Below are 23,225 nucleotides of genomic sequence, written 5' to 3' on the forward strand. Positions count from 1 at the left end.
TTCAAACTTCAGATTATTTCAGGGGCATGGTCTTTTTGAGCAGTTTAAAATAATTAGTCATTGTAATTTCAATAGTGCTGATTATTTTTGCCTACAATGCGCAATTCAATTATCTTTCTGTAATTGAGCAAATAATTGTAATTTTTAAAATTAAAATTTTAATAGGATGAAAAGTAAAGTCATTAATATGTTCGGAGAGAACCAAGGTCAGCAAGAGAGCGGAAAATATTCTAGTTTATTAGAGACGTTTATTTCACCTTTTTCTCAGGCCTTTACTGATACAGAATATGCTGAAGAGGTTTTTGAATTTGCCATAAATGCGTGGAATTTCGGAAATATGAAGACGATCATGCCGGTAGAGGAATTTCAAGAGACGATTAATGCCATTAATGATCAGGATAACCTGGATAGTGTTCTATTACAGAAAATGATTGATTATAAGACATCCAAATTCAAAAAACACACCAACTTTATCGTTGATTTTGAGCTGAAAGAAACCAAAAATGGCCCAGTTTTATCTGTTGTTACGCAAACTGAAGAAGCGTATTTAACTGAGGTGATTCATTCTATGGAAAATGATAGTTCAGTCGAAGATTTTGAAGAAAACTTTATTAATCGCAGTGCCATAATTCTAAAACCAAAACAACCTTTATGTGATTGGCTCAACAATTTGCATCCCGATGAAGATTTTGAACTAGCATTTCTCGACCTCAATATTTATCTAATTGATGATGACATTGAGGATATTGAACAGTGGTTAAGTAAAAAATTTGATAAGTTCTTTACGCTGGAATTAAAAGCTTGGAGTGCCAATAAAAAGGAATGGCCTAAAAAACGAACATTTGAAATATTTAAACTTTGGTTTGATTTTGAGGTCTCGCAAATGATTTATGATACTGAAAAAAGACCTGTTTTGAAATATTAATCATATATGTGCAATCCCCTAAGAAAACTTTTGAGTTGGCAATTGATCTCACCGGTTATTCATTTTGATATGCGCTCACAATATTAAGAAACTCAAATACACTGAATTCAAAAATCGTTCATAGTTTAGTAGTCGCTCATTATGGTTTTCGGATTATTTCACGAAACAAAAAACTCTTCAGGAAATCCTATTAAATACAACTTTCCTTTTGCTCGCGTAATGGCGGTATATAGCCACCTCAAATAATCCTTATCAATGCCGTTGGGTATATAAGGATGTTCCACAAAAACAGTGTCCCATTGACCACCTTGCGATTTATGACAAGTGATTGCATAAGAAAACTTGACCTGTAAGGCATTGAAATGCTTGTTATTCTTAATTTTAAGGAACTTCTTATAATTTGAAGTTTCATATTCGTAATCCTTTTGAACTTCTAAATACAATTTATTGGATTCTTCGTAAGGCAATGAAGGTGATTCTGCCTCAATGGTATCCAAAAGCAATACGGTTTCAAAAGGTTCCATTTTTGGATAATCCACCATTTTTACTTTCACTTCAGCAAATCGGAATCCGTATAAATCCTGGATGCTGAAAATTTCCAAAACCTGAACAATATCACCATTGGCTATAAATCCTGCTTCCGAAGTTGGTTTTACCCAAAAATAATTATTTTTCACAACCATTAGAAAATCACCCACGGTAATTTCATTTTCATTATTTAAAATGCGTTCTCTAATTTGTTTGTTATATAAATTTGCCCGTTTATTACTTCTAACAATAATGGCGGTCTCTTCATGACCCTGATATGAATACCCATCATTTATAGCGTCCATAATCTCATAGCCATCAACTAATCTCACAATATCTGAATAACCTTTAAGGTTGAACTTAAAAGATTCATAGAACTCACCTTCCAATACTTCGCGTAAATTGGTGGCGTTCATCAAAATTCCAGAATCTTGATCTTGTCTTACCACTTCATCCAACTCCATGGAAATGACATTTTTATTATAATTTAGATTAAGTTGAATGCTATCCAACGCAGGACTTAAATCTGATTTTACAGGTGGCAACTGTGCTTTATCGCCAATGAGTAACAACTTGCAATTGTGGCCTGAATAAACATATTGCATTAAATCATCCAAAAGTGATCCGTTTTCAAAAAGTTTCGAATCAGAAGGCGCATCAGGTATCATGGAGGCTTCATCAACTATAAATATGGTATTTCTGTGTTTATTGGGCTGCATCACAAATTTAACGCCACCACCCTTATCTTTTTTTGGGAAATAAATTTTTTTATGGATTGTAAATGCTTCCTTTCCTGAGTAATTGGAAATTACTTTTGCCGCTCTTCCTGTGGGTGCCATTAATACGGCACTTTTTTTAACATGCCACAAATTGGAAACTAAGGTGCCGATGATGCTTGTTTTTCCGGTTCCAGCAAAGCCTTTAAGAAGATATAATTGATTGGAATTGGTGTCTAAAGCGAAATTCGCAAGCTGATCGAGGACAATATTTTGTTTTAATGTAGGTTCAAAAGGAAATTTTTGTTTTAAATGCTTATAAAATTCGGAGGCGTTCATTTGAGGAGGAATCATTTTCTAAAAGCGGAAAGATAGGGTTTATATAGAATTGTTGTAACTTTAGGAGACTATTTTTGATTGAAATAAATAAATTATGGCAAATAGATTTTTAAATTTCATCATTTTTACTAGGTTTGGTTTTCGTGAATAAAAAAAAATTGTAGATTTGCGTAAGACCAATTATAAAAATAAACTCACAAACTATGCTAACAGTAATTCTTGCTATTGTAATTGTTATCCTTCTTACGATTGGAATCGTCTGGGTGATTGACAAATTTGTTCCAAAAAACTTTAAGCCTATTTTACACATTTTACTTTGGGCAGTTATTGCTTTTCTTGGCTACTCCACCTTCATGTCAGTTTATGGAGAGATTCAATTCAATGAACTTAAAGAAAAACGCTATGCGATTGTTATTGAAAAGCTAAAAGATATTAGAGATGCTGAATTGGCATACAAACAAGTCAACGGAAAGTTTACAGATAGCTTTGAAACTTTAATTTCATTTGTTGACAATGGTAAATACACTATAGTACAGCGTAAAGATTCTTCTATTGTTGATGTTGAAATGACAAAACGATTTGGTGGTGTGACGATGATGAAAGATATTGTTATTGTAGATACTTTAGGTTTTGTTCCAGTGAAAGATTCCTTATTTGGTGCTGACACAAGATATAAGACTATGATGAATGTTCCTGTAGGAAAATCAGGAGCGAAATTTGATCTAAAAGCAGGCATGTTAGATAATATTCCAGTATTTGAGGCAAGCGTTGATAAAGCAATTATTCTTGATGGAGAGGATAACAACCTAATCTCTAAAGAAAAACAAGTAGTTTCTGTGGATGGTGTTAATGGTCCTAAACTTATGGTAGGTTCTATGGATGAGGTTAAAACCATTGGTAACTGGCCTAAAAATTATTCAACTGATTAATAAATTGGAATCAAATCCTTTAAACAGAATGTCCATTCAAATTAGTTTGAGTGGACTTTCTTTTTGTATCCTTAGCAGTTCTGAGTCCAGGATCGTTTATTTGAAACGTGTTGACTTCAAAAACAAACGGACACCGGAAGCGGTGTTGGTGGAATTACAGAACCATATTTCTAACGAACCATTGCTTTCTCAGCCATTTGAAACCGTGTTAGTATTATTTCAAAATGAGCTTTCCAATGTTGTCCCTGAAGAATTTTTTGAAGAAGAAAATGCAGCAGACTATTTAAAGTACAGCTCAAAAATCATCAAAACAGATTTTATCTCACACGATAAAATAGAAGCCAACAATAGCATAAATGTATTTGTTCCTTATATGAACATTAACAACTATCTGTTTGAGCTTTATGGTGAATTTGAGTACAAACACGCTTCTACCATTTTGTTGGAACGTGCCTTATCAGACATCAGAAACAGAGAGAAAGATAAGATTTATTTGAATGTTGAACCTTTCCATTTTGAAATGGTGGTGGTCAAAAAAGGGCAACTTCAACTTTACAACACCTTTGAATATTACACCAAAGAAGATTTTATCTACTTCATTCTTTTCGCTATTGAACAACTCAAATTAAATCCTGAGACCGTGATAGTTAAATTGACCGGACATATTCTCAAGAATGATCCGCTGTGGCAAATTCTTTATACGTATATCAGATATGTTGAATTTGATCGGCCATCAAAAGAGTATAGCTATGACGCCTTGGAAAATCCTCTACAAAAGCATCAATACACCCTTATTTTAAACAGTTTTAACTAATGCGAATCATCTCAGGCCAATATAAAGGAAGACGCATCAACGCGCCAAAAAAACTACCAGTACGTCCAACGACTGATATGGCTAAGGAAGCACTCTTCAATATTTTAAATAACAGCTTTTATTTTGATGAAATCTCAGTACTGGATCTATTTGCCGGCACGGGCAGTATAAGTTATGAATTTGCTTCGAGAGGCACGGAAAACATAACGTGTGTAGATGAAGATTTTGGTTGTATTAAGTTTATCAATAAAACTGCTGAAGAATTTGAAATGAACATCAGTACCATTAAAAGTGATATTTTTAAATTCTTGGAAAACACCAAACTTCAATCGACAGTAATTTTTGCCGATCCGCCTTATAATTTCAGTTTGGAGCAATTTTCTAAAATCCCTGAATTGGTGTTTCAAAATAGTCTTTTAGAAAGTGGCGGTATTCTTATTGTGGAACATGCCAAGCAAACTGATTTATCACATTTGGAATATTATAGCTACCAAAAAGATTATGGCGGCAGTGTGTTCAGTTTTTTTGAATTAAAAGAAGACTAAAATCTCTCAGAGTCGCAAAGACACAAAGTTCTGTTGAAGTCCTTTTCAAATTTGTGGACTATAGATTGTGTGGACTTTTCTCCATTCAGAAGTTTCCTTAATGAGAAAACTTTAGCATAAACAGACAAATCAGAATATCACATTAAAAGTGTGGTGAATTCAACCAGCAACTACATTGTGCATCGCTCTTGTATTTTGTACTTTGATCCCGCTAAAAAGCAGGATTAGTTCAATTAGCATATTACAATGTGCCTATAGCCTATGGAATGGGTTGCACTAAATAAACAAAGCTCCTTGAAAAATTCCAAAGAGCCTGTTTAAATAAGTAAATCTATAAGCCGAATTCTGTACCACGCCTTGGCATGGCCCTTATCATTTATCTGAGCGTACTGTTACCAGCACACTTTAGCTGCCTACCCTCCAACAATCGAGCGTGCCGCCCTCCCGCCTGCCACCATCTGTTAAATACAAACGGCGGACAAGCAAACATTGGTATACATGACATTGCACCACATAGAGTTTACCTGGTTTCACTACAGCATGACCTGTACATTCTTTCTGTTGCACTTTTCCTGATCTCACGACCGATGGCCATTAACCATTATGTTGCACTATGGTGTTCGGACTTTCCTCCAAATCTTCGCAAAAGCAAGGATCTCATAAAAGAATCTTTCAATCCAAATTATAAGATGTCCATCAAGTTGAACATTCAGCGATAAGGCGATTTACTTAAATGCAAAATTAGTGTAAAGTTAGAAGTGAATAAAGATATATGCAGGTAAAATTCGTCAATTATGAAAAATTCAACTTTTCAATGACTTTAAGTGCTTAAGGCACTTTTCACTCCCTACTCCTATTTGTTAATAACTAATGCTAAAATCACCACATGTCATTCCTTTATTAGCACCGAATTTTTAACTTTGTTACTTCAAGATGTGCATGACAGATGCGCAATTGAATTCAACAAAAAACAATGGAACATTTCGTCGTATCGGCACGCAAATACAGACCACAGACCTTTAAGGATGTTGTGGGCCAGCAGGCCATTACCAATACGTTGCTGAATGCCATTGAACATCATCATTTAGCCCAAGCTTTATTATTTACAGGGCCGCGTGGGGTTGGTAAAACCACCTGTGCACGTATTTTGGCCAAAATGATCAACAGCGACGGGACCGAAAAAGAAGATGAAGATTTCGCTTTCAATATTTTTGAATTGGATGCCGCATCAAATAACTCTGTAGATGATATCAGAAACTTAACTGATCAGGTTAGGATTCCACCCCAAGTAGGAAAATACAAAGTTTATATTATTGATGAGGTGCACATGCTCTCTCAGGCGGCATTCAATGCCTTTCTAAAGACTTTGGAAGAGCCACCAAAACATTGTATTTTTATTTTAGCCACTACTGAGAAGCATAAAATCATTCCTACAATCTTATCGCGTTGTCAGATCTTTGATTTTAAACGTATAACAGTTAAAGACGCTAAGAATTATTTAAAATACATTGCGGAAGAACAAGGTATTGAGGCCGAAGATGATGCCCTTCATATCATTGCTCAAAAAGCAGATGGCGCCATGCGTGATGCCCTGTCTATTTTTGATAGAGTGGTTAGTTTTTCTGGTAAAAATTTGACAAGACAGGCCGTTACAGAGAATTTAAATGTACTGGATTACGAAACATATTTTATAAGTACCGATTATATTTTAGAGAATAAAATCCCGGAATTACTCATTCAATTTAATGACACCTTATCAAAAGGATTTGACGGGCACCATTATGTTGCCGGATTGGCGTCGCATTTTAGGGACTTAATGGTCTGCAAAAATGAAAAGACCGTTGAACTTCTTGAAGTGGGTGAAGACACCCAAATAAAATATATGGAACAGTGCCGAAAGACCTCCTATGAATTTCTGATGAAGGGCATTGCACTGGCCAACGATTGTGATCTCAAATTTAAAAGCAGTAAAAATCAACGCTTACTCGTTGAACTCACCTTAATGCAGCTTGCCTCTATCACTTTTGATGGAGAAAAAAAAAATAGCAAACATTACATAATTCCTGCTTCTTATTTTAAAAACAAAGGAATTACCCCAGTACCAGTAGCACTTCCAAAGAAAGAGAAAATAGAACCTACAATTGTTGCTGAATTTACTGAACAAAAGTCGGAGCTAAAAAAACCGCAAGCATCCAGTGAATATGCCCAAAAGATAATTCCTAAAATTGGTTTAAAACCAGATCCACAACGCACCTCAGGACTTTCTTTAAAAAGTATCAGGGCTAAAAAAGAACATCTCATCAAGCAGATGGAGGTGGTCATTGATCCCAACGATTTACCAAAGGAAGAATTTACCGCGGAGGCTTTCCAATTAGCTTGGTCAAATTACATCAAAACCTTACAAGATAAAGGAGAAAAGATCATGATCTCGATTTTGGAAATGAACACACCTCGCTTAAATGGCACCGAAATTCATGTAGAATTTCCAAATGAATCTCTCAAAATAGAACTGGAACGTGCCCAATTTCCATTAATGGAATACCTCAGAAAAGCAGTTAGGAATTTTGAACTAACTTTGCATGTCCACGTGAATGAAGAGGTTGCAAAGAAATACGCCTTTACGCCCATGGAAAAATACCAGAAATTAAAAGAAAAGAACCCCAATATTGAACTCTTGAAGAAAACCTTTGGGCTGGACCTTTAATCAGGAAAAGAAAAGCTTAAGAATCTTTAGGTTCAAAAATGAAAAGACTTATGAAAATCTCAATTTTATTGGTTGCTTTAATTTCAATTGTTTGTTTGAGTTGTGACGGCAGACAAACCAAAAAAGAGGCTTTAGAACGGGCTGTTTCCGAATTTAATTTAAAGAGCACGCCGTTAGAGCTGGCTACCTTTCATCCAAAAGGTTATGTTGAAATAGTAACGGACACTATTATTGGAAACGGCATCAATGTCCATATCAAAAATTATTCACTGTTAGCGGAGCAGATATTGGTATCCAACAGTACAGAAGACAGTTCCAAAAATGCAAGTTATCAACGAGTGTTCGAATCTGAAATAACCATTTCATCAGCTTTCAAGGATATTTTTAGTACTCATATTTCCGCAAGACAGTTTAAGGCCTTTGATAAGGATCAGTTTTGGGATCACGCCACCTTACAACACACTTGGGTAAACCAGGAGCTTTCAACCGATAACCTTATTAGATTAGATATTTCCTTCATCAACCCAAAAAACAAAACTTATAAGTTGTACAGAATGTCCATTGATAATTTCGGTCAACAAACACTGAACTTAGTAGAAGAGCAGAGTTAAAATTATTGAGATTATACCTCTCATCTTCTACATCAAAAAAAAAATTAAACACAAATGCTCGGACTTAAATTACCTACAGACCCACGTTGGGTCAATATTGTTGAAAAAAACATTGAAGACATACTCACGGATCATGCCTATTGCGAGCAAAAAGCGACAAGCACAGCTATTTCTCTGATTGTTAGTTTTCCTGAATATACAGAGTTAGTTCAAGAAATGGTTGCCTTGGTGAAAGAGGAAATCAGCCATTTCAAAATGGTGCATGACAAAATTCTCGAAAACGGGTGGTTACTTGGCAGAGACCGGAAGGATGATTATGTAATTCAGCTGTTAACCTTTTTCCCTAAGGGTGGAAGCAGAACCACACAATTGGTCCATAGGCTGCTCTATGCTGCATTAATTGAAGCGAGAAGCTGTGAACGTTTTCGTTTGCTTTCAGAAGAATTGGAGGATAAGGAATTGGCTGAATTCTATAGAAAGTTAATGGTCAGTGAAGCTAACCATTATACAATGTTTTTAGGCTTTGCAAGACAGTATGGCGACCGTAAGGAAGTAGACATCAAATGGAATGAACTGCTGGAATTTGAAGCGCAAATCATGAAAGATTTAAGTAAAAAAGAGACCATACATGGTTAAATAAGGGCCTTTTAATTAAGATAAGATGATAACTCATAAAAAAAGCTCCAAAATTTGAAGCTTTTTTTTATAGGATATTTTAAACGCTATTAGAGCCTGTAAGTAAAACCAAACTGCATGACGCCTTGTCTGGCTTCAAGGTTCATATCGTCATCAAAGACGTTTGAAATTCCGTATAAATAACGGAAATCAACACCAATCTCGTCAGTTATCATATACTCTGCAAATCCAACGCCTGAAAATACAAAATTTTTAAATCCGTCATTCTCTTTATGAATTTTCAAACCTACTTGTGGACCAACGCCAACTTTGAATCCACCAAAAATATTGTAGTTCAATATCACAGGTAAGTTCAAATAATCAGTTTTATAGTATTGCAAATTTGCACCTTCTGGAGAATATTGCAATTCTGTCATAACCGCTAAAGTTTCCGTAAAACCGTAGTCTACAAAAGCTCCAAAAACAAAACCATTTCTGTGCGGATTTGGACGAATGCCGTCGGTTTCATAGTCCATATTGGAGACATTGGTCGCAAAATGCACTCCGTATTTAATGTCTTGAGAAAATGAGTAGGTAGTCATACCTACAAAAAGTAGAAGGGTAAATATTTTTTTCATAATTCGTGATTTGAGGCTGTCAAGATATATTGAAAATTAGTATTACAGGTAAAAATTAGATATGTAACAGAAAAAAGAAGATAAACGGCTAACTTATACCAAGTTTACACTTGAAACCGTTCCAAAATAGACACTTTTGACAATACCATCTGACAACCCGATTTTTGGAACATAAATGTATTTTGCATCGCTCCATTTCATTGCTGAAAGATATATTCTAGTAGCTGGAATGATCACATCGGCCCTATCTTGATTGAGATCCAATTCTGTAATACGCTCTTCATAGCTGTAGGTTTGAAGCATATTATAATAGGAAGTCAAATAGAAATAAGTTAACGGTTTTCCTGCAGCTTTTCCTGAAATCTTGAATATTTTGTTAATGTTTCCACCCGAACCAAGAAGATTCATCTTTTCAAAATCTTTAGTATTCTGTTTTATCCAAGTTTCTAATTCCAACCATACTTCTTTTGGAACAATGTCGTTCAACAACCTTACTGTACCAATTTTAAATGATTTTGAAGCCGTTGTCACCCCTTCATGAATGACTGAGAACTCAGTACTCCCTCCACCAACATCAACATACAAGTAAGTTTTACTCCTATCGATAAAACTATTCAAATCAGTAGCGGCTATAATAGCGGCTTCCTCTTCCCCATCGATAACATCAATCTTTATCTTAGTTTGTTTTTTTATGAGCTTTACAATGTCGGTGCCATTTTCTGCTTCACGCATTGCTGAAGTTGCACACGCTTTATAAGCCACAACCTTATGGGATCTCATCAGCAACTTGAAAGCATTCATGGTGTCTACCAAGCGTAATTCATTCTCTTTGGAAATTGTTTGATTCAAAAACACATCCGCCCCCAAACGGATGGGTACACGCACCAATGAGCTTTTTTTGAAAAGCGTGGGCTTTCCTTTTTGCTCAATGATATTTGAAATAAGCAACCGTACAGCATTGGATCCAATGTCAATAGCAGCATATTTTTTTATGGTCAGCATAATTTAATTTTCAAGTTTATTGACATAATAATCATAGATAGCAAATTGCGACCTAACTTTTGGCAAATCATTACGTCTGTATTTATTTTCATGATTGCCACATAGCAAGCGGGCTTTCACATTGTCATTCCAGGCGATTTCAAAAACGTCCAATAGTTCATTCTTGATATCCTTGTCATAAATTGGGCAAGTGACTTCCACTCTATTTTCAATATTTCTTGACATCCAATCTGCAGAAGAAATAAAAACTTTGGGGTCATCATTATTGCAAAACACCAATAATCGGGTATGTTCCAAAAATTTATCGATAATACTAATAACTTCTATATTTTCACTCATGCCTTGAATGCCTGGAACCAAACAGCAAATACCTCTCACAATCATTTGGATCTTTACGCCTGCCCTACTAGCTTCATAAAGTTTATCTACCATCATATAACTAGAAATACTATTGAGTTTCAGTTTTATGAAAGCTGGTTTTCCGTTCTTAACATTTTCAATTTCGGTATCAATAAGCTTGAACAGTTTCGTTTTGGTATAATGTGGCGAAACAATAATATGTTTATATCTAAAAATTTTGTAATTGGTTTCAAAAAAGTCAAAAACCTTGACCACATCCTTTAAAATTTTTTGATCGGAGGTAAATAAGGTATAATCTGTATAAAGTTTAGCTGTGGACTCATTAAAATTACCAGTGCTCAAAAATCCATAGCGTTTGATCTTATTGTTTTCTTCCCGTTCTATAACGCACATTTTGCTGTGCACCTTGAGACCTTTAACTCCAAAAAGAAGATTGATCCCATCAGTTTCCATTTGTTCGGCGTAATCAATATTGGCTTGTTCGTCAAAACGCGCCTGTAATTCAATGGCCACAGTCACTTTTTTACCGTTTTTAGCGGCATTGATTAACGAACTTGCCACATGTGAAATTTGTGCCAATCGATAAATGGTAATCTTAATGTTTTTTACTTTAGGATCGAGTGCCGCTTCCCGTAAGAATTTTACAACATAAGAAAAAGTTTGATACGGCGTGTGCAGTAAATAATCCTTTTTGGCGATATTGTTAAAGATGCTCGTCTCTAAGCTTAAGCCTTTTATTGGTAAGGGTTTTATTTTACCATACAGTAAATCGGTTCTCCCCAAACTAGGAAAATCCATGTAATCCCTCCTGTTATGGTAACGCCCACCCGGAATTACACTGTCTTTGGAATCAATGCCCATCATGTTCATCAGCAACTGCAAGGTTTCAACATCAATGGTTTTATCGTAAACAAATCTAACAGGCTCACCTATTTGTCGATGTTTAACACTATCAGAAATTTTCTCAATAAAACTTTTACTCAAGTCACTCTCAAAGTCCAATTCGCCATCACGCGTGATTTTGATCATGTGTGCCGAAATCGATTCATACTCAAAAATATTAAAAATATCATTTAAGCAGTACCGCAATAAATCGTCCAACATGATGATATAGTTGTTGTCGTCTTTTTTTGGAAGGACCACAAATCGATCCATTGACTTGGGAATTTCAATAAGTGCAAACTGTTTTTGTTGGTTTTTAAGGACCATTTTTACGGCGAGATATGCTGCATGGTCTTTTAAGGTTGGCAATTTCACCTTGTCACTCAAAACGATGGTCACCAAAGCAGGACTGACATACTGAATAAAATAATTTTTTATAAAACGATGTTGTTTTTCGTCAATTTGTGTTTCATTGACGATATGGATATTTTCAACTTCCAAACGCTTATGTATAGTAGCCAAAATATCGAGACTATCACTTTGTTGTTTAATGACTATTAGTGTAATAATTTCCAATAATTCGCTTGCTGAAATTCCTCCCAATTCACTTTTACCTGTTTTTCCGGCTTCATCAATGCGTTTGACGGTGGCATAGCGCACCTTAAAAAATTCATCGAGATTATTTGAGAAAATCCCCAAAAACCGAAGACGTTCAATGAGTGGTACGGTTTCATCTTCTGCCTCTTGCAGAACACGTTCGTTAAACTGTAACCAGCTCAATTCTCTATTGATGTAGGTATTGGATTTTATATCTGAAACCATTAAGTGCGGACTGAATTTAATCTATGACAAATATATTCTAATTATAAAATAAAGATACTTCACAAGATATAATTATTTGTTAAGGATAGTCGCATTATCTAAAAAAATTTCAGATCTATCTCTTTTAAAAATGAGGTATTTTATTTAAAATCTTTAGGTTTTAAGATGACTTTTGTTTTGCCTCGAATCAAGTCCTTCCATTGGGAAATTTCAAAATCGATCATAACCAAACCGGAAGTTGGTAAATTATCTACAGAGATGTCTCCTAAAGTATTAGCAAGGGTAGTGAACGCGTAATTATGTCCAAAAATCATCACTTTTCCCAAGGAATTGTCTAACGATTTTATAAAACGTAATACTTTATCGCCACCAAAATCATAAAGCTTTTCGTCAATGGTCAATAAATCGATCTCTAAATCAAGATTATCCATAAATATTTGACAAGTTGTTCTTGCTCTGTTTGCAGAACTAGAGTAAATGGCATCAGGAATAAAATTATAAGTTCCAAATGCGTTCGATACCAAAGTGGCGTCCGTAAAACCTCTCCTGCTTAAAGGACGGTTTAAATCACTGACCTCATAATCCCAAGATGATTTTGCATGTCTAACAAATACTATTGATTTCATAATTTTATTCGATTAAGTGTAATTTTTATCGACTAAGTGTTGTGTATATTGAAATAAAAGTTTAATGTTGTGTTAAATTTATAAAGTTTTTTTTTAACTAACTAAAACCTGAGCACTATGATTGCAAAACTTTTAATACGTATTTAATAAATACCTTACATAATAAACACAGTCGTTTAAATCTTTAAATTACCGTTAAAGTGTGCAGCCATGTCCATTTAACGATTATTTTAGTGAGTTATCACTTTTATTTGATTTGACAATTAAATCGATCGTTCTTTGTTGGAAGCTATTAATTAATTATGACCCCAAATCAATATAATTTCTTAATTCAATACGAATTAGTTTATCCTATTATCTTCCCTCAAGTAAATTTACTGTTTAAAAATTGTATTTTCCATCTTTTGATGATGGTCAATGTATTAAGATTTTAATTCCCAATCGTAACGACATGAAAAAAATTACCTCTCCTATTCTACTAAAATTAAATTTAGTATTGGTTTTTCTTTTATTTGCAAATGTGCTTGATACAAGTGGACAGACCACAGCAGCGCCTTCCTCGCCCACTATAGAAGATAGTAGGTCTCAAATAAACAAAACCTCTCCATTTTATGATGTTGTCATAAATGAAAACAAACCTGTGAATCATCGTTCTTTGCTGAAGTCTGCTGCATTGGACGCGCCTTTTGATTGTGCCGATGGATTGGCTTTTATTCTGACGAATACAGGAACCAGTCAAGATAATTATGTAACTGGTTTGCACACTTTAAATTTAGCCACGAACGTCCAAAATTTGGTGAAGTATCCTTTGGTAGAGGAGGCATCTCCATCGCGATTCATAAACGCAATTGGCTATAACATTATGGACAATTTCTTATATGGCTTACTTCAAAACACCAACAAAATAGCAAAAATTGATACTGCAGGTGAGATTCAATATTTTGACATCACCGGCTCTTTTACTCCTGGTTACTATAGTTCAGGAGATATGGACACCACCGGAACTCTTTATTTATATAATGGAATAAGGTTTGTAGCAGTAAATCTTGATCCATCCAATCCAAATTTCTTAGAGGCTGTTAATTTATTGACCTATTCAGCTCCTGTCAACGATTTAGCATATAACACCATGGATAATAGCTTGTATATGGTTACCAGTACAAAGTCTCCAAAATTGTTACGTTATGATTTAACTGCAAATACAGTGACAGACTTGGGTGTGATTTCAGGCTTAGAAGCTGAGACCACAAGTTCTTTTGGTACCTCTTTTATGGATAGTATGGGGAATTTGTTCATTGCCAATAATAGTTCAGGTAGAACATACAAAATTGCCTCTCCAAATACAGGAGGTACTACTGCAACATTTTATAGTTCAGCAATGGATGGACTTCAACCTGGAGATGGTGCGCGTTGTCAAAATGAAATTACCTTTCCTGTAACCAATGATGATTTAATTTGTATTACTGAAGGTACTGAAACAATAATTGATGTAATGGCCAATGATGGCGAAGGCTCGTATGCTTTAGATCCAAGTTCAATTGAACTTATTGATCCTGCTACCACTTTACCAGTAAGTTCAGTAACAATTAGCGGTCAAGGTACATTTACAGTTGATGGAACTGGAATGGTAACTTTTGTTCCTGCGGACACTTTTACTGAAACTTCGGTGCAATACACAATTAGAGATGTACTTACAAATCTTTCTCAACCCGCTACAATAACAGTTTATCTTAATACGACAGAAGCACCAACTGCCGAGGCTTTACAATCTTTTTGTGCCTCATCTAACCCAACAATTGCTGATTTATCTGTAATTGGAAACACTATTCGTTGGTACGATAGCGAAACAAGCACAACAGTATTGAGTGCAACTACAGCATTGGTTGATAATAAAACCTATTATGCTACTCAAACTAATGAAAATGGCTGTGAGAGTATTAAAAGACTTGAAGTAACAGTTAAGATAAATGAAGATGTGACACTTGTAAGTCCGGAAACGGCTACATGTAATGAAGATAGAACCAGCTATACTGTTGAAGCTACATTTAAGGGAACTGCGCCGTTTACTGTCACAGGATCTGGAACCCCAGGAACATGGACTGACAATATGGATGGAACACATTCTTGGAGATCTAACGCCATTGCCTCTAATATAGACTACTCTTTTGAAGTTGTAGATTCCAATGCATGTAACACTGTTGTTTTAAGTGCTACTGCTCCACTGTGCTGTACGTTTGAAGTAGAATGTCCAACGTTTGCAGAGACTGCTGTAGAGTGCTATAGTGAATTACCAAGTGCTACATCTTACACTGTTGAAGAGTTTGAAGCTTTAGGAAATGCTGACGGACGTATTGATTCATCATGTGGTATTGTTCAAATCACGGCATCAAACAGTAGTGACAATGGCTCATGTTCACAAACTGTAACACGTACCTACACTATAACCCATTATGAGGATACCAATAACAATGGTGTTCTTGATGGTGATGAAACTACCATTCTTAATGTGAAAGAATGTATCCAAAATATTAGTGTGGCAGATGTCACGGCGCCAAACTTGGTAACTGACTATGAAGCTGTAATCGACATTACTTGTGATAGTATTCCTGCAATTCCAGAATTAGTATTTGAAGATGCATGCTCAAGTAATATGCAAGTTAATTTTGATGAAACTTCCACAGGTACAGAGGGTAGTTCTCAATATGTTGTAACAAGAACTTGGACGGTTTCTGATTCGTGTGCCAATGAGGCAGTTTACACGCAAATCATCAATGTGACCAATGCGGCTCAAATTACAGCAACAGATACAGAGCTTTGTAATGATGATAATTTCAATTTTGATCTCTTTGACTTACTCAGTGGATCTTATGATGATAGCGGCACATGGAGTGTTGTTGCAGGTAATGCAACTATAGATGGCAGCTTATTTAATCCTTATCAATTGGATTTAGGTACTTACACTTTCAAATATACTTTATCTGATGATTACTGTACTTCTGAAACTTTAGTAAATATTGAATTAAATGACGACTGTGTAACCTTACCATGTGGAATTGATGATGTTGTTATTTCTAAAGCAGTAACAACCTATCTTGATGGCAAGAATGATTTCTTTTCGGTCACTGGTATTGAATCTTGTGGATTTACCATTGAAGTTCAAATATTCAACCGTTGGGGCGCCAAGATTTTTGAGTCCAACAACTACCAAAACAATTGGAATGGCTCTTCATCAAAAGCATCTGTTGGAAGTTCAAAATATGTGCCAACAGGAACCTATTACTATGTCGTTAACTTAAAAAATAGTGGATTAAAACCTTTTGCAGGACCAATCTACGTTGCAACCAAATAAATTTTAACCTATGAAATTTGTAAAACTTAATATTATCGTTTTCATACTGTTCTCAAGCTGGGTAGGATTTGCTCAACAGCTACCCCAGTTTACGCAGTATATGTACAACACCATTTCCATCAATCCCGCATATGCAGGTAGTAGAGAAACATTGAGTATAGTAGGACTTCACAGAAGTCAATGGGTTGGTCTCGAAGGAGCTCCAACTACCCAAACACTATCCATACATGCGCCGCTTCGCAATGAAAAAATTGGATTGGGAATGTCCTTTATTAATGATGAACTAGGATATCAAAATTTTCAATATATCTATGGCGATTTTTCCTATACGATTCAAACAGGAGAAAAAAGCAAATTGGCATTAGGTTTAAAAGCTGGTTTTACGGGCTTTAGTCTTGACTCTGATTTTAGAGAAGCTGAATTTAATGATCCAGTGGTCTATGGTTTTGAAAACCGATGGAAACCAAATATGGGTGCAGGTGCTTATTGGCATTCAGAAAGATGGTACCTAGGTCTTTCTGCGCCAAGACTACTGAATACGGATTATAATGGTGAAGAGGAATTTGAAGCTTTAGAGGCAATTAGTTATTATTTCACCGGGGGTTATGTATTTGACCTTGGTGGATCAACCAAATTCAAACCTGCATTCTTGCTAAAAGCAACTAATGGTGCACCATTATCACTAGACTTAACGGCAAACTTCTTATTCAATGAAAAGTTTTGGCTCGGTGGGGCCTATAGAATAGATGAAAGAACATCTTCCCTTGGTGCCATTGTTGATTTTCAAGTGTCTAAACAGTTACGAATTGGTTACGCCTATGAATATCCATTCTCTGACCTTAGACCATACACAAGTGGCACTCATGAAGTGTTGCTGATGTTTGAAATCTTTAAAAGTAAACGTATTAAATCGCCTCGATACTTCTAAAACCTATAACTATGAAAACAAAATTATTTATATTCTTTCTCGCGTTTAGCAGCACGTTCATGGTGGCTCAAAAAAAGCTGGCAGATAAATTCTTTGAAAATTTTGCCTATGTAAAAGCCACTGAACTCTATGAAGAAGCAGTAAAAAAAGGTGATAGCAGTGAACACGTATTAACCCGTTTGGGCGATTGTTATTATAACAATTCCAGATCAAAGGAAGCCGCATTTTGGTACGGTAAGGCGGTCAACAAATATGATAAAGTCAATCCTGAATACATTTTTAAATATATCCAGAGTTTAAGAAGTATTAAAGATTATCAAAAAGCTGATAAATGGTTAGTGAAGTTTAAAAATATCCAAGGTGGCGACAGTCGGGTAAAAGACTTTGATGCCAACAATCTTGACCTTTATGAAGATTTAGCCTCCACTGAAGACCTCATTGTAACTATTGAAAATATGCCTTTCAATACCCAATATTCTGATTTTGGCAGTTATGTATTTGGGGATCAGCTCTATTTTGCTTCTGCAAGAGACACTGTTGTGAAAAAAAGATATGGCTGGAATGCAGAACCATTCTTAGATATATATTTTGTAACAGTAACCGAGAGTGAAGGCAAAAAGGAATTTACTGGAGCTGATTTTATAAACTCTTCAAAAATTAACACACCGTACCACGAAGCTTCAATAGCTATGACCAATGACGGACAGACGATGTATTTTACAAGAGATAATGTCAACCGCAGAAATAAATTGGGATATGACCGCAAAGGAACGTCCCACTTAAAATTATACAAAGCGTCTTTAGATAATGGGAATTGGAATAATGTGGTTGAATTGCCATTTAATGATGATTATTTTTCTAATGGCCATCCTGCTTTGAGCCCTGATAATAAACAGTTGTTTTTTGTATCGGATCGTGAAGGTGGTTTTGGACAGACGGATATTTATGTTGTCGATATTTTAGAAGATGGCAAATATAGCGAACCAAGAAACCTAGGTCCTAAAGTGAATACGGAAGGACGCGAGATGTTTCCTTTTGTAGCAAATGATAACACGTTTTATTTTTCTTCGGATGGTTATTTGAATTTAGGGCTACTGGATATTTATAAGTCTAAAATTTTAACAGACGCCAACGCTGAACCTGAAAATCTTGGTGCCCCATATAACAGTGGCTATGATGATTTTGCGTTCTTTTTAAAAGATGACAGTAAAAAAGGTTACTTCTCATCTAACCGTCCGGGCGGAAAAGGAAGTGATGATATTTATGCCTTTAATGCTGAACCTTGTAAACAAATCATTCAAGGTATAGCTAGAAATAGTAAAACTAATGAAGTTCTTGCGAATGTGGAAGTTCAATTAATCAACACAAACGGTAAAATTATTGCAACGGAAATAACATCCGCAACTGGCGCTTATGTTTTTGAAGCTGATTGTGATAAGAGCTTTACGCTCTTGGGAAGTAAGAAAGATTACAAGAACGCTATCACAGCAATAGTAACCAATTTAGAAAATGGCAAAGTCAATATCGCTGATCTTTACTTAATACCATTAATTGAAGACAACCAAATTGTCATCAACCCTATTTTCTTCGATTTTGATAAATGGAATATTAGAACAGATGCTGAATATGAATTGGAAAACATTGTGGATGTCATGAGAGAACACCCTGGTATGGTCATCAAAATCGAATCGCATACAGATAGTAGGGGAAGCGACAATTACAATATGAAATTATCGGACAGAAGAGCAAAATCTACAAGAGATTATATTTTGTCAAGAGGAATTACTGCGGATCGAATTGAGAGCGCAATTGGCTATGGTGAAACACAGTTGCTGAACAAATGTGCAAACGGTGTAAAATGTACCGCAGAAGAGCATCAATTGAACAGAAGATCATACTTCTATATATTGAAGGATTAATTTTAACGAAATTTATTCAAAAAAGCAGACTAGAGTCTGCTTTTTTTTTGTTTATATTTAAAAAAACTAAGATCTATATTTATTTCTGAAATTTCTGAGATTAAATTAAAGCGGTTAATAGTAGCCTTCATTTAAATACAAATGGTTATAAATGCAGGATGACTTATACATTAAATCCATATCGCCTTCGTATGCTTTTGAGTATATATGAACTAATTTATTAGAATCTGGGACTTGATGATAAAATGCTCGAAAGATGCTCAGATAAAACATCACAGTGAGATTAGTGCATCATGTTAACTCTTAAAGCATGGTAGACCCCTAATTTATGCTATAAACCGATGATATTTTCTGATGATTGATGAGTCAACAAAGAAACGTTTAGACGTTAAATTTAGGAGTTGAATAGCGCACTTTCGTAGGTCATTGATGTACGTGTGCATCTTTATTTATATAACGTTCAGACAATTCTAAATTTTGAGAACTTGTGTACAAGGACTATAAGCTCTTCATTATAGATGAAAATCTCAAATTTTGTTTGATTGTCACTAAATGCACTATTTAAAATATTACTATACAAAAAAGTCGCTCCTAAAAGCGACCTCTTCGAACAACTAACAATTTCAAAACTCAATTCTTGATTAACGTTTTATAAAAATATTTGTAAAGTACCATTTACCTTCAGAATTTTGCTCTGCCGAAATATCAAAATCGGTAAAATCACCTTCAATATTTGCTTTATGACCCGGACTGCTCAACCATGCATTAACTACCGATTCGGCCGAATTATAAGCATAGGCTACATTTTCTGTAACTTTAATAGCCGAAGCATTTTTAACTAAACTCGATTTACGTTGAAAAAAATAATCGTGGCTTACTTTATTTATAGATACCATATAATCAGTATGGGTATAGGCTACAGATTTAATGATCTTTAAATTGTTTAATGGGGTCAAGTTCACTCCTATTCTGTAATTATTGATCAACTCTAAAATTTCTACTTCAATGACCTTAGCCGGTGGCGCCTTCTCCATTAGAGAACTTTCAAAATTATCTTCTTGCAAATCTTCAGAAGAACAGGAAAAAGTGAACATGGCTAGTAAAACCATCATTGGCAGGTAGGTAGATAATTTCATAAGTAGGTTAATTCGATTTGGTACCGCTAAATTAGAAGAACAACCGAAAGAAACTGTTAAGGAAATGTTAAAATCGATGAAATACGTGTAGTTTGTCGGTTTTATATGTAAATCATCGATGAAATACAACCTTACTCAAGAATTTCAGGTTACTTAGCGATGAAACCTATCCTTTTGTCGATTTGATTACAATTTAGACAAGAAGATAGTTGAAGTTTTAAGTAAGAAAAGATACGGTTCCTTCAAACCATCGGACAGCTATAAACATCTACTATCCAAATACTGAATTAATTCTCTAAGGAAACTACTGCTTCCTAGTTCTGAGGTCATTGTCGAACGAGGAAACCTTTATGGACCTAAGTCTTTATATAAGATAAATAATCAACTGGTAGCCGCTCTAATCAAGGTGACAATCGCTCCATAACCCAATTAAATTCTTCGGTTAACCTAAATCTTATTCTGTCGTGCAACCTGTTTGGGCGTCCTTGCCAAAACTCAATTGAAATAGGTTTTACAATAAAACCTCCCCAATGTTCTGGTCTGGGAATCTCTTTGTTTTCAAATTTTCTCTCCAAATGGTGCAATTCTTCCTCCAACACTTCTCTATTTGCAACGACGTCACTCTGATGGGAGACCAACGCCCCTAATTGACTTCCTCGTGGTCGCGATTCAAAATAACCATCACTTAAGTTTGGAGATATTTTTTCAGCACTACCTTTTATGATAATTTGTCGTTCTGCCTTTGGCCAAAAAAACGATAAGCAAACTTTTGGATTAGCCATAATGGCCTTGCCTTTTTCACTTTGATAATTGGTGTAAAATATGAAGCCTTCATGCGTATATTTTTTGAGTAGCACGACTCTGCTTTTTGGGAAACCATCCAAACCAAGCGTTGAGATTGTCATGGCATTAGTCTCACCTTCATCAAAATTTGCATCGACTTCATAAAACCATTTTTGAAAAACCTCCATCGGATTATCACTAATGTTCGCTTCGATTAATGCTTGCTTTTCGTATGATTTTCGGTAATTCCCTAAATCTGTATCCATTACAAATGTCTTAAATGTTAAAATCTTACTATTTTTTTATTAGTAATCAAATTCTCATAAATTTAGGCATAATTTGTCTTAAATGCGATTTCAAGAAAGTAAATATTTTAACTTATTAGAGCATTCAAAAATAGAATTTTCATTTGGTGATTTATATTTCTTTGAGAACTTTATCCTCTCAGAATTACATGAAGGCATACACTTTGATTGGGATAAAATTCTGGAAGTTATTGGAGCAACTTTAGATTATTATAGTGGCGAATTCGAGATTGCTTACATTTCAAATCGCGTTAATTCCTACTCCACTGATCCACAATTATGGCAAAGATTCCATCAGGAATTCAACTTCATCAGCGCTATTGCGACCGTCACCTACAATGATTTTGGGTACATCAATGCATCAATTGAGAAACAATTTGCAAAAATAAGTCTGAAGCGGTGTGATCATTTAGAAGAGGCCTTGACCTGGGTGAAACATCTTAGGGAATTTAGTCAAAATTGAAATGCAGCCCATCCTTTGCCAATTTAACGGGTTTAAAAATCGTCTGCGCTTCTAATTTAAAAGCGTTCAAGTCTTCATACCGCGTTGAATAATGACCTAAAATCAAAGTTTTTACATTTGCTTTTTTCGCAATGAGTGCCGCTTCTTTTGCAGTAGAATGTTTGGTTTTTGGTGCCAAATGCGCGTGTTTATCCAAAAAAGTAGATTCATGATATAAGACATCTACATTTTTTATAATTGAAACAATATCTTCTTTATACGCAGTATCACTACAAAAGGCATAGCTTTTAGGAGGGTTTGGGGGCAAAGTTACTTTTTTATGGTCGATAAGGATCCCATCATTATTCAGTACATCATGGCCCTGTTTCAATTTGTTGTAATAAGCCACGTCAATATTAGCTTCTAAAACGGAAGGGAGGTGTAAATGTCGTTCGCCTTCTTTCTCCTTAAACAAAAATCCATTCGTATAAATACGATGATCTAAAGGTATGGTCCATACCGCTACCTTGTCATCTTCAAAAATAAGTTCTGAGGTATTAGAAGTTAATTCATGGAAATAAAGTGGGTAGTTGGTCCACGAATCAGCCAACTTCATCTGTAAGGTGATGACTTCCTTCAAACCTTTCGGACAATGGATATGTAATTCGGTTTCTCTGGTCAATAACCGGAATGTGGAAATCAATCCAACCAACCCGAAGAAGTGATCGCCATGTAAATGGGATATGAAAATGTGTTTTATTCTGGAAAACTTGATTTTGTTGCGGCGTAATTCCACCTGAGAACCTTCGCCACAATCAATCATAAATAAATGGTTATTGATTTCCAAAACCTGTGAGGTTGGATTGGTATCTTTACGTGGCGTGGCACTGAAGCAGCCAAGAATTGTAAGTTTCATTTTTATAGTTTAGAAGTCAGGAGTTTTATAGTTTAGCATCTAAACCTTAAATTTTTAAATTCCAAGATCCCGTTCCATTTCTTCCATTTCAATGACGTCATAGGCTTCTTTTAAGGTTGGCACCACAACAATTTCATCCGGCATGTCGTCTAGATTTGCTTGACTTGAAACGATAACAAATGAATGTTTTGCCCGACGATGCCTGTTTGAAACTTCCAAAAACTCCACAATGTCCTGCAAACCAATTTGTTTTAAAACAGATAAATTAATGATGACATTATCATTTTCGAATCTTGGATAGGTTGCCTGAAGTTTTTTAACCAATTCAATAATGGTGCTTTTTTCTTGTGTAATGATGGTTGTGTTGTTCTCTTTATCAAAAATCATAATC

General features: G+C 35.2%; 20 protein-coding genes and 1 other RNA gene. 11 read left to right on the plus strand and 10 right to left on the minus strand.

Features of this window, described 5'->3' with window-relative positions; genetic code table 11:
* Window positions 1-166 precede the first annotated feature (166 nt).
* The gene (locus G525_RS0104795; protein WP_027125139.1) at window positions 167-925 is read left to right on the plus strand and encodes a hypothetical protein; all 759 of its coding nucleotides are present in this window, start codon (window positions 167-169) and stop codon (window positions 923-925) included.
* 158 nt (window positions 926-1,083) lie between these two features.
* Here G525_RS0104795 and G525_RS0104800 read toward each other — a convergent pair whose 3' ends face one another.
* On the minus strand, window positions 1,084-2,508 hold the full coding sequence (locus G525_RS0104800; protein WP_027125140.1) for an ATP-dependent DNA helicase: 1,425 nt from the start codon (window positions 2,506-2,508) through the stop codon (window positions 1,084-1,086).
* 203 nt (window positions 2,509-2,711) lie between these two features.
* Here G525_RS0104800 and G525_RS0104805 point away from each other — a divergent pair, with 203 nt between their 5' ends.
* The 3 genes from G525_RS0104805 to rsmD are packed head-to-tail and all read left to right on the plus strand — an operon-like array spanning window position 2,712 to window position 4,796.
* Window positions 2,712-3,437 carry a hypothetical protein gene (locus G525_RS0104805; RefSeq protein ID WP_027125141.1) on the plus strand — a complete coding sequence of 242 codons (726 nt, stop codon included), beginning with the start codon at window positions 2,712-2,714 and terminating at the stop codon, window positions 3,435-3,437.
* Entirely contained in the window at window positions 3,388-4,251 is an 864-nt protein-coding gene (locus tag G525_RS0104810) for a DUF3822 family protein (RefSeq protein ID WP_084647705.1), read from the plus strand. Before G525_RS0104805 ends, G525_RS0104810 begins: the two co-directional genes overlap by 50 nt.
* Complete coding sequence (gene rsmD, locus G525_RS0104815) at window positions 4,251-4,796, plus strand: 16S rRNA (guanine(966)-N(2))-methyltransferase RsmD (protein WP_027125143.1); 546 nt, start codon at window positions 4,251-4,253, stop codon at window positions 4,794-4,796. Before G525_RS0104810 ends, rsmD begins: the two co-directional genes overlap by 1 nt.
* Before the next feature lie 318 nt (window positions 4,797-5,114).
* Here the strand turns inward: rsmD and rnpB are convergent.
* Window positions 5,115-5,456: RNase P RNA component class A (rnpB, locus tag G525_RS21650), an RNA gene on the minus strand.
* 313 nt (window positions 5,457-5,769) lie between these two features.
* Between rnpB and dnaX the strand changes: the two genes are divergently transcribed.
* From dnaX to G525_RS0104830, 3 genes are read left to right on the plus strand one after another with little or no spacing between them, the layout of a single operon-like run.
* Window positions 5,770-7,500, plus strand: coding sequence for a DNA polymerase III subunit gamma/tau (dnaX, locus tag G525_RS0104820; RefSeq protein WP_027125144.1), 1,731 nt, complete (start codon window positions 5,770-5,772; stop codon window positions 7,498-7,500).
* 50 nt (window positions 7,501-7,550) lie between these two features.
* A complete protein-coding gene (locus tag G525_RS0104825) occupies window positions 7,551-8,111 on the plus strand; it encodes a hypothetical protein (RefSeq protein WP_027125145.1) in 561 nt (186 codons plus the stop codon).
* A 54-nt stretch (window positions 8,112-8,165) separates the two neighbouring features.
* Window positions 8,166-8,747, plus strand: a complete 582-nt coding sequence (locus tag G525_RS0104830) for a MiaE family protein (protein WP_027125146.1) — start codon at window positions 8,166-8,168, stop codon at window positions 8,745-8,747.
* Window positions 8,748-8,836: 89 nt separating this feature from the next.
* Here G525_RS0104830 and G525_RS0104835 read toward each other — a convergent pair whose 3' ends face one another.
* From G525_RS0104835 to G525_RS0104850, 4 genes are all read right to left on the minus strand, one after another.
* Complete coding sequence (locus G525_RS0104835) at window positions 8,837-9,364, minus strand: outer membrane beta-barrel protein (protein WP_027125147.1); 528 nt, start codon at window positions 9,362-9,364, stop codon at window positions 8,837-8,839.
* Between the two features lie 93 nt (window positions 9,365-9,457).
* Window positions 9,458-10,366: a Ppx/GppA phosphatase family protein gene (locus G525_RS0104840; protein WP_027125148.1), complete on the minus strand. Its 909-nt coding sequence runs from the start codon at window positions 10,364-10,366 to the stop codon at window positions 9,458-9,460.
* 3 nt (window positions 10,367-10,369) lie between these two features.
* Complete coding sequence (ppk1, locus tag G525_RS0104845; RefSeq protein WP_027125149.1) at window positions 10,370-12,430, minus strand: polyphosphate kinase 1; 2,061 nt, start codon at window positions 12,428-12,430, stop codon at window positions 10,370-10,372.
* A 140-nt stretch (window positions 12,431-12,570) separates the two neighbouring features.
* A complete protein-coding gene (locus G525_RS0104850) occupies window positions 12,571-13,056 on the minus strand; it encodes a SixA phosphatase family protein (protein WP_027125150.1) in 486 nt (161 codons plus the stop codon).
* A 451-nt stretch (window positions 13,057-13,507) separates the two neighbouring features.
* Here G525_RS0104850 and G525_RS0104855 point away from each other — a divergent pair, with 451 nt between their 5' ends.
* From G525_RS0104855 to G525_RS0104865, 3 genes are read left to right on the plus strand one after another with little or no spacing between them, the layout of a single operon-like run.
* A complete protein-coding gene (locus G525_RS0104855) occupies window positions 13,508-16,405 on the plus strand; it encodes a T9SS type B sorting domain-containing protein (RefSeq protein ID WP_027125151.1) in 2,898 nt (965 codons plus the stop codon).
* A 10-nt stretch (window positions 16,406-16,415) separates the two neighbouring features.
* Complete coding sequence (locus G525_RS0104860; protein WP_027125152.1) at window positions 16,416-17,333, plus strand: PorP/SprF family type IX secretion system membrane protein; 918 nt, start codon at window positions 16,416-16,418, stop codon at window positions 17,331-17,333.
* An 11-nt stretch (window positions 17,334-17,344) separates the two neighbouring features.
* On the plus strand, window positions 17,345-19,252 hold the full coding sequence (locus tag G525_RS0104865; protein ID WP_027125153.1) for an OmpA family protein: 1,908 nt from the start codon (window positions 17,345-17,347) through the stop codon (window positions 19,250-19,252).
* Window positions 19,253-19,893: 641 nt separating this feature from the next.
* Here the strand turns inward: G525_RS0104865 and G525_RS0104870 are convergent.
* Together G525_RS0104870 and pdxH are read right to left on the minus strand one after the other, a co-directional pair.
* Entirely contained in the window at window positions 19,894-20,388 is a 495-nt protein-coding gene (locus tag G525_RS0104870) for a CAP domain-containing protein (RefSeq protein ID WP_027125154.1), read from the minus strand.
* Window positions 20,389-20,789: 401 nt separating this feature from the next.
* Window positions 20,790-21,437 carry a pyridoxamine 5'-phosphate oxidase gene (gene pdxH / locus G525_RS0104875; RefSeq protein ID WP_027125155.1) on the minus strand — a complete coding sequence of 216 codons (648 nt, stop codon included), beginning with the start codon at window positions 21,435-21,437 and terminating at the stop codon, window positions 20,790-20,792.
* Between the two features lie 82 nt (window positions 21,438-21,519).
* Between pdxH and G525_RS0104880 the strand changes: the two genes are divergently transcribed.
* Window positions 21,520-21,939: a hypothetical protein gene (locus tag G525_RS0104880; protein ID WP_027125156.1), complete on the plus strand. Its 420-nt coding sequence runs from the start codon at window positions 21,520-21,522 to the stop codon at window positions 21,937-21,939.
* On the opposite strand, the gene G525_RS0104885 is transcribed toward G525_RS0104880, so the two are convergent.
* Window positions 21,926-22,834 (minus strand): ribonuclease Z, encoded by a 909-nt coding sequence (locus G525_RS0104885; protein ID WP_027125157.1) that lies wholly within the window; start codon window positions 22,832-22,834, stop codon window positions 21,926-21,928. The genes G525_RS0104880 and G525_RS0104885 overlap by 14 nt on opposite strands.
* 54 nt (window positions 22,835-22,888) lie before the next feature.
* A complete protein-coding gene (locus tag G525_RS0104890) occupies window positions 22,889-23,221 on the minus strand; it encodes a hypothetical protein (RefSeq protein ID WP_027125158.1) in 333 nt (110 codons plus the stop codon).
* Window positions 23,222-23,225: the final 4 nt, after the last annotated feature.

The organism is Gelidibacter mesophilus DSM 14095 (genome assembly GCF_000423005.1).
Lineage (GTDB): Bacteria > Bacteroidota > Bacteroidia > Flavobacteriales > Flavobacteriaceae > Gelidibacter > Gelidibacter mesophilus.

Excerpts from the sequence above, each read along its gene's own strand:
- ppk1 (WP_027125149.1), bottom strand. The coding sequence starts at position 12,430 with ATGGTTTCAGATATAAAATCCAATACCTACATCAATAGAGAATTGAGC.
- G525_RS0104800 (WP_027125140.1), bottom strand. The coding sequence starts at position 2,508 with ATGAACGCCTCCGAATTTTATAAGCATTTAAAACAAAAATTTCCTTTT.
- rsmD (WP_027125143.1), top strand. The coding sequence starts at position 4,251 with ATGCGAATCATCTCAGGCCAATATAAAGGAAGACGCATCAACGCGCCA.
- G525_RS0104860 (WP_027125152.1), top strand. The coding sequence starts at position 16,416 with ATGAAATTTGTAAAACTTAATATTATCGTTTTCATACTGTTCTCAAGC.
- G525_RS0104865 (WP_027125153.1), top strand. The coding sequence starts at position 17,345 with ATGAAAACAAAATTATTTATATTCTTTCTCGCGTTTAGCAGCACGTTC.
- G525_RS0104825 (WP_027125145.1), top strand. The coding sequence starts at position 7,551 with ATGAAAATCTCAATTTTATTGGTTGCTTTAATTTCAATTGTTTGTTTG.
- G525_RS0104855 (WP_027125151.1), top strand. The coding sequence starts at position 13,508 with ATGAAAAAAATTACCTCTCCTATTCTACTAAAATTAAATTTAGTATTG.
- G525_RS0104880 (WP_027125156.1), top strand. The coding sequence starts at position 21,520 with ATGCGATTTCAAGAAAGTAAATATTTTAACTTATTAGAGCATTCAAAA.
- G525_RS0104890 (WP_027125158.1), bottom strand. The coding sequence starts at position 23,221 with ATGATTTTTGATAAAGAGAACAACACAACCATCATTACACAAGAAAAA.
- G525_RS0104805 (WP_027125141.1), top strand. The coding sequence starts at position 2,712 with ATGCTAACAGTAATTCTTGCTATTGTAATTGTTATCCTTCTTACGATT.
- G525_RS0104885 (WP_027125157.1), bottom strand. The coding sequence starts at position 22,834 with ATGAAACTTACAATTCTTGGCTGCTTCAGTGCCACGCCACGTAAAGAT.
- G525_RS0104870 (WP_027125154.1), bottom strand. The coding sequence starts at position 20,388 with ATGAAATTATCTACCTACCTGCCAATGATGGTTTTACTAGCCATGTTC.
- pdxH (WP_027125155.1), bottom strand. The coding sequence starts at position 21,437 with ATGGATACAGATTTAGGGAATTACCGAAAATCATACGAAAAGCAAGCA.
- G525_RS0104830 (WP_027125146.1), top strand. The coding sequence starts at position 8,166 with ATGCTCGGACTTAAATTACCTACAGACCCACGTTGGGTCAATATTGTT.
- G525_RS0104850 (WP_027125150.1), bottom strand. The coding sequence starts at position 13,056 with ATGAAATCAATAGTATTTGTTAGACATGCAAAATCATCTTGGGATTAT.
- G525_RS0104795 (WP_027125139.1), top strand. The coding sequence starts at position 167 with ATGAAAAGTAAAGTCATTAATATGTTCGGAGAGAACCAAGGTCAGCAA.
- G525_RS0104835 (WP_027125147.1), bottom strand. The coding sequence starts at position 9,364 with ATGAAAAAAATATTTACCCTTCTACTTTTTGTAGGTATGACTACCTAC.
- dnaX (WP_027125144.1), top strand. The coding sequence starts at position 5,770 with ATGGAACATTTCGTCGTATCGGCACGCAAATACAGACCACAGACCTTT.
- G525_RS0104840 (WP_027125148.1), bottom strand. The coding sequence starts at position 10,366 with ATGCTGACCATAAAAAAATATGCTGCTATTGACATTGGATCCAATGCT.
- G525_RS0104810 (WP_084647705.1), top strand. The coding sequence starts at position 3,388 with ATGAGGTTAAAACCATTGGTAACTGGCCTAAAAATTATTCAACTGATT.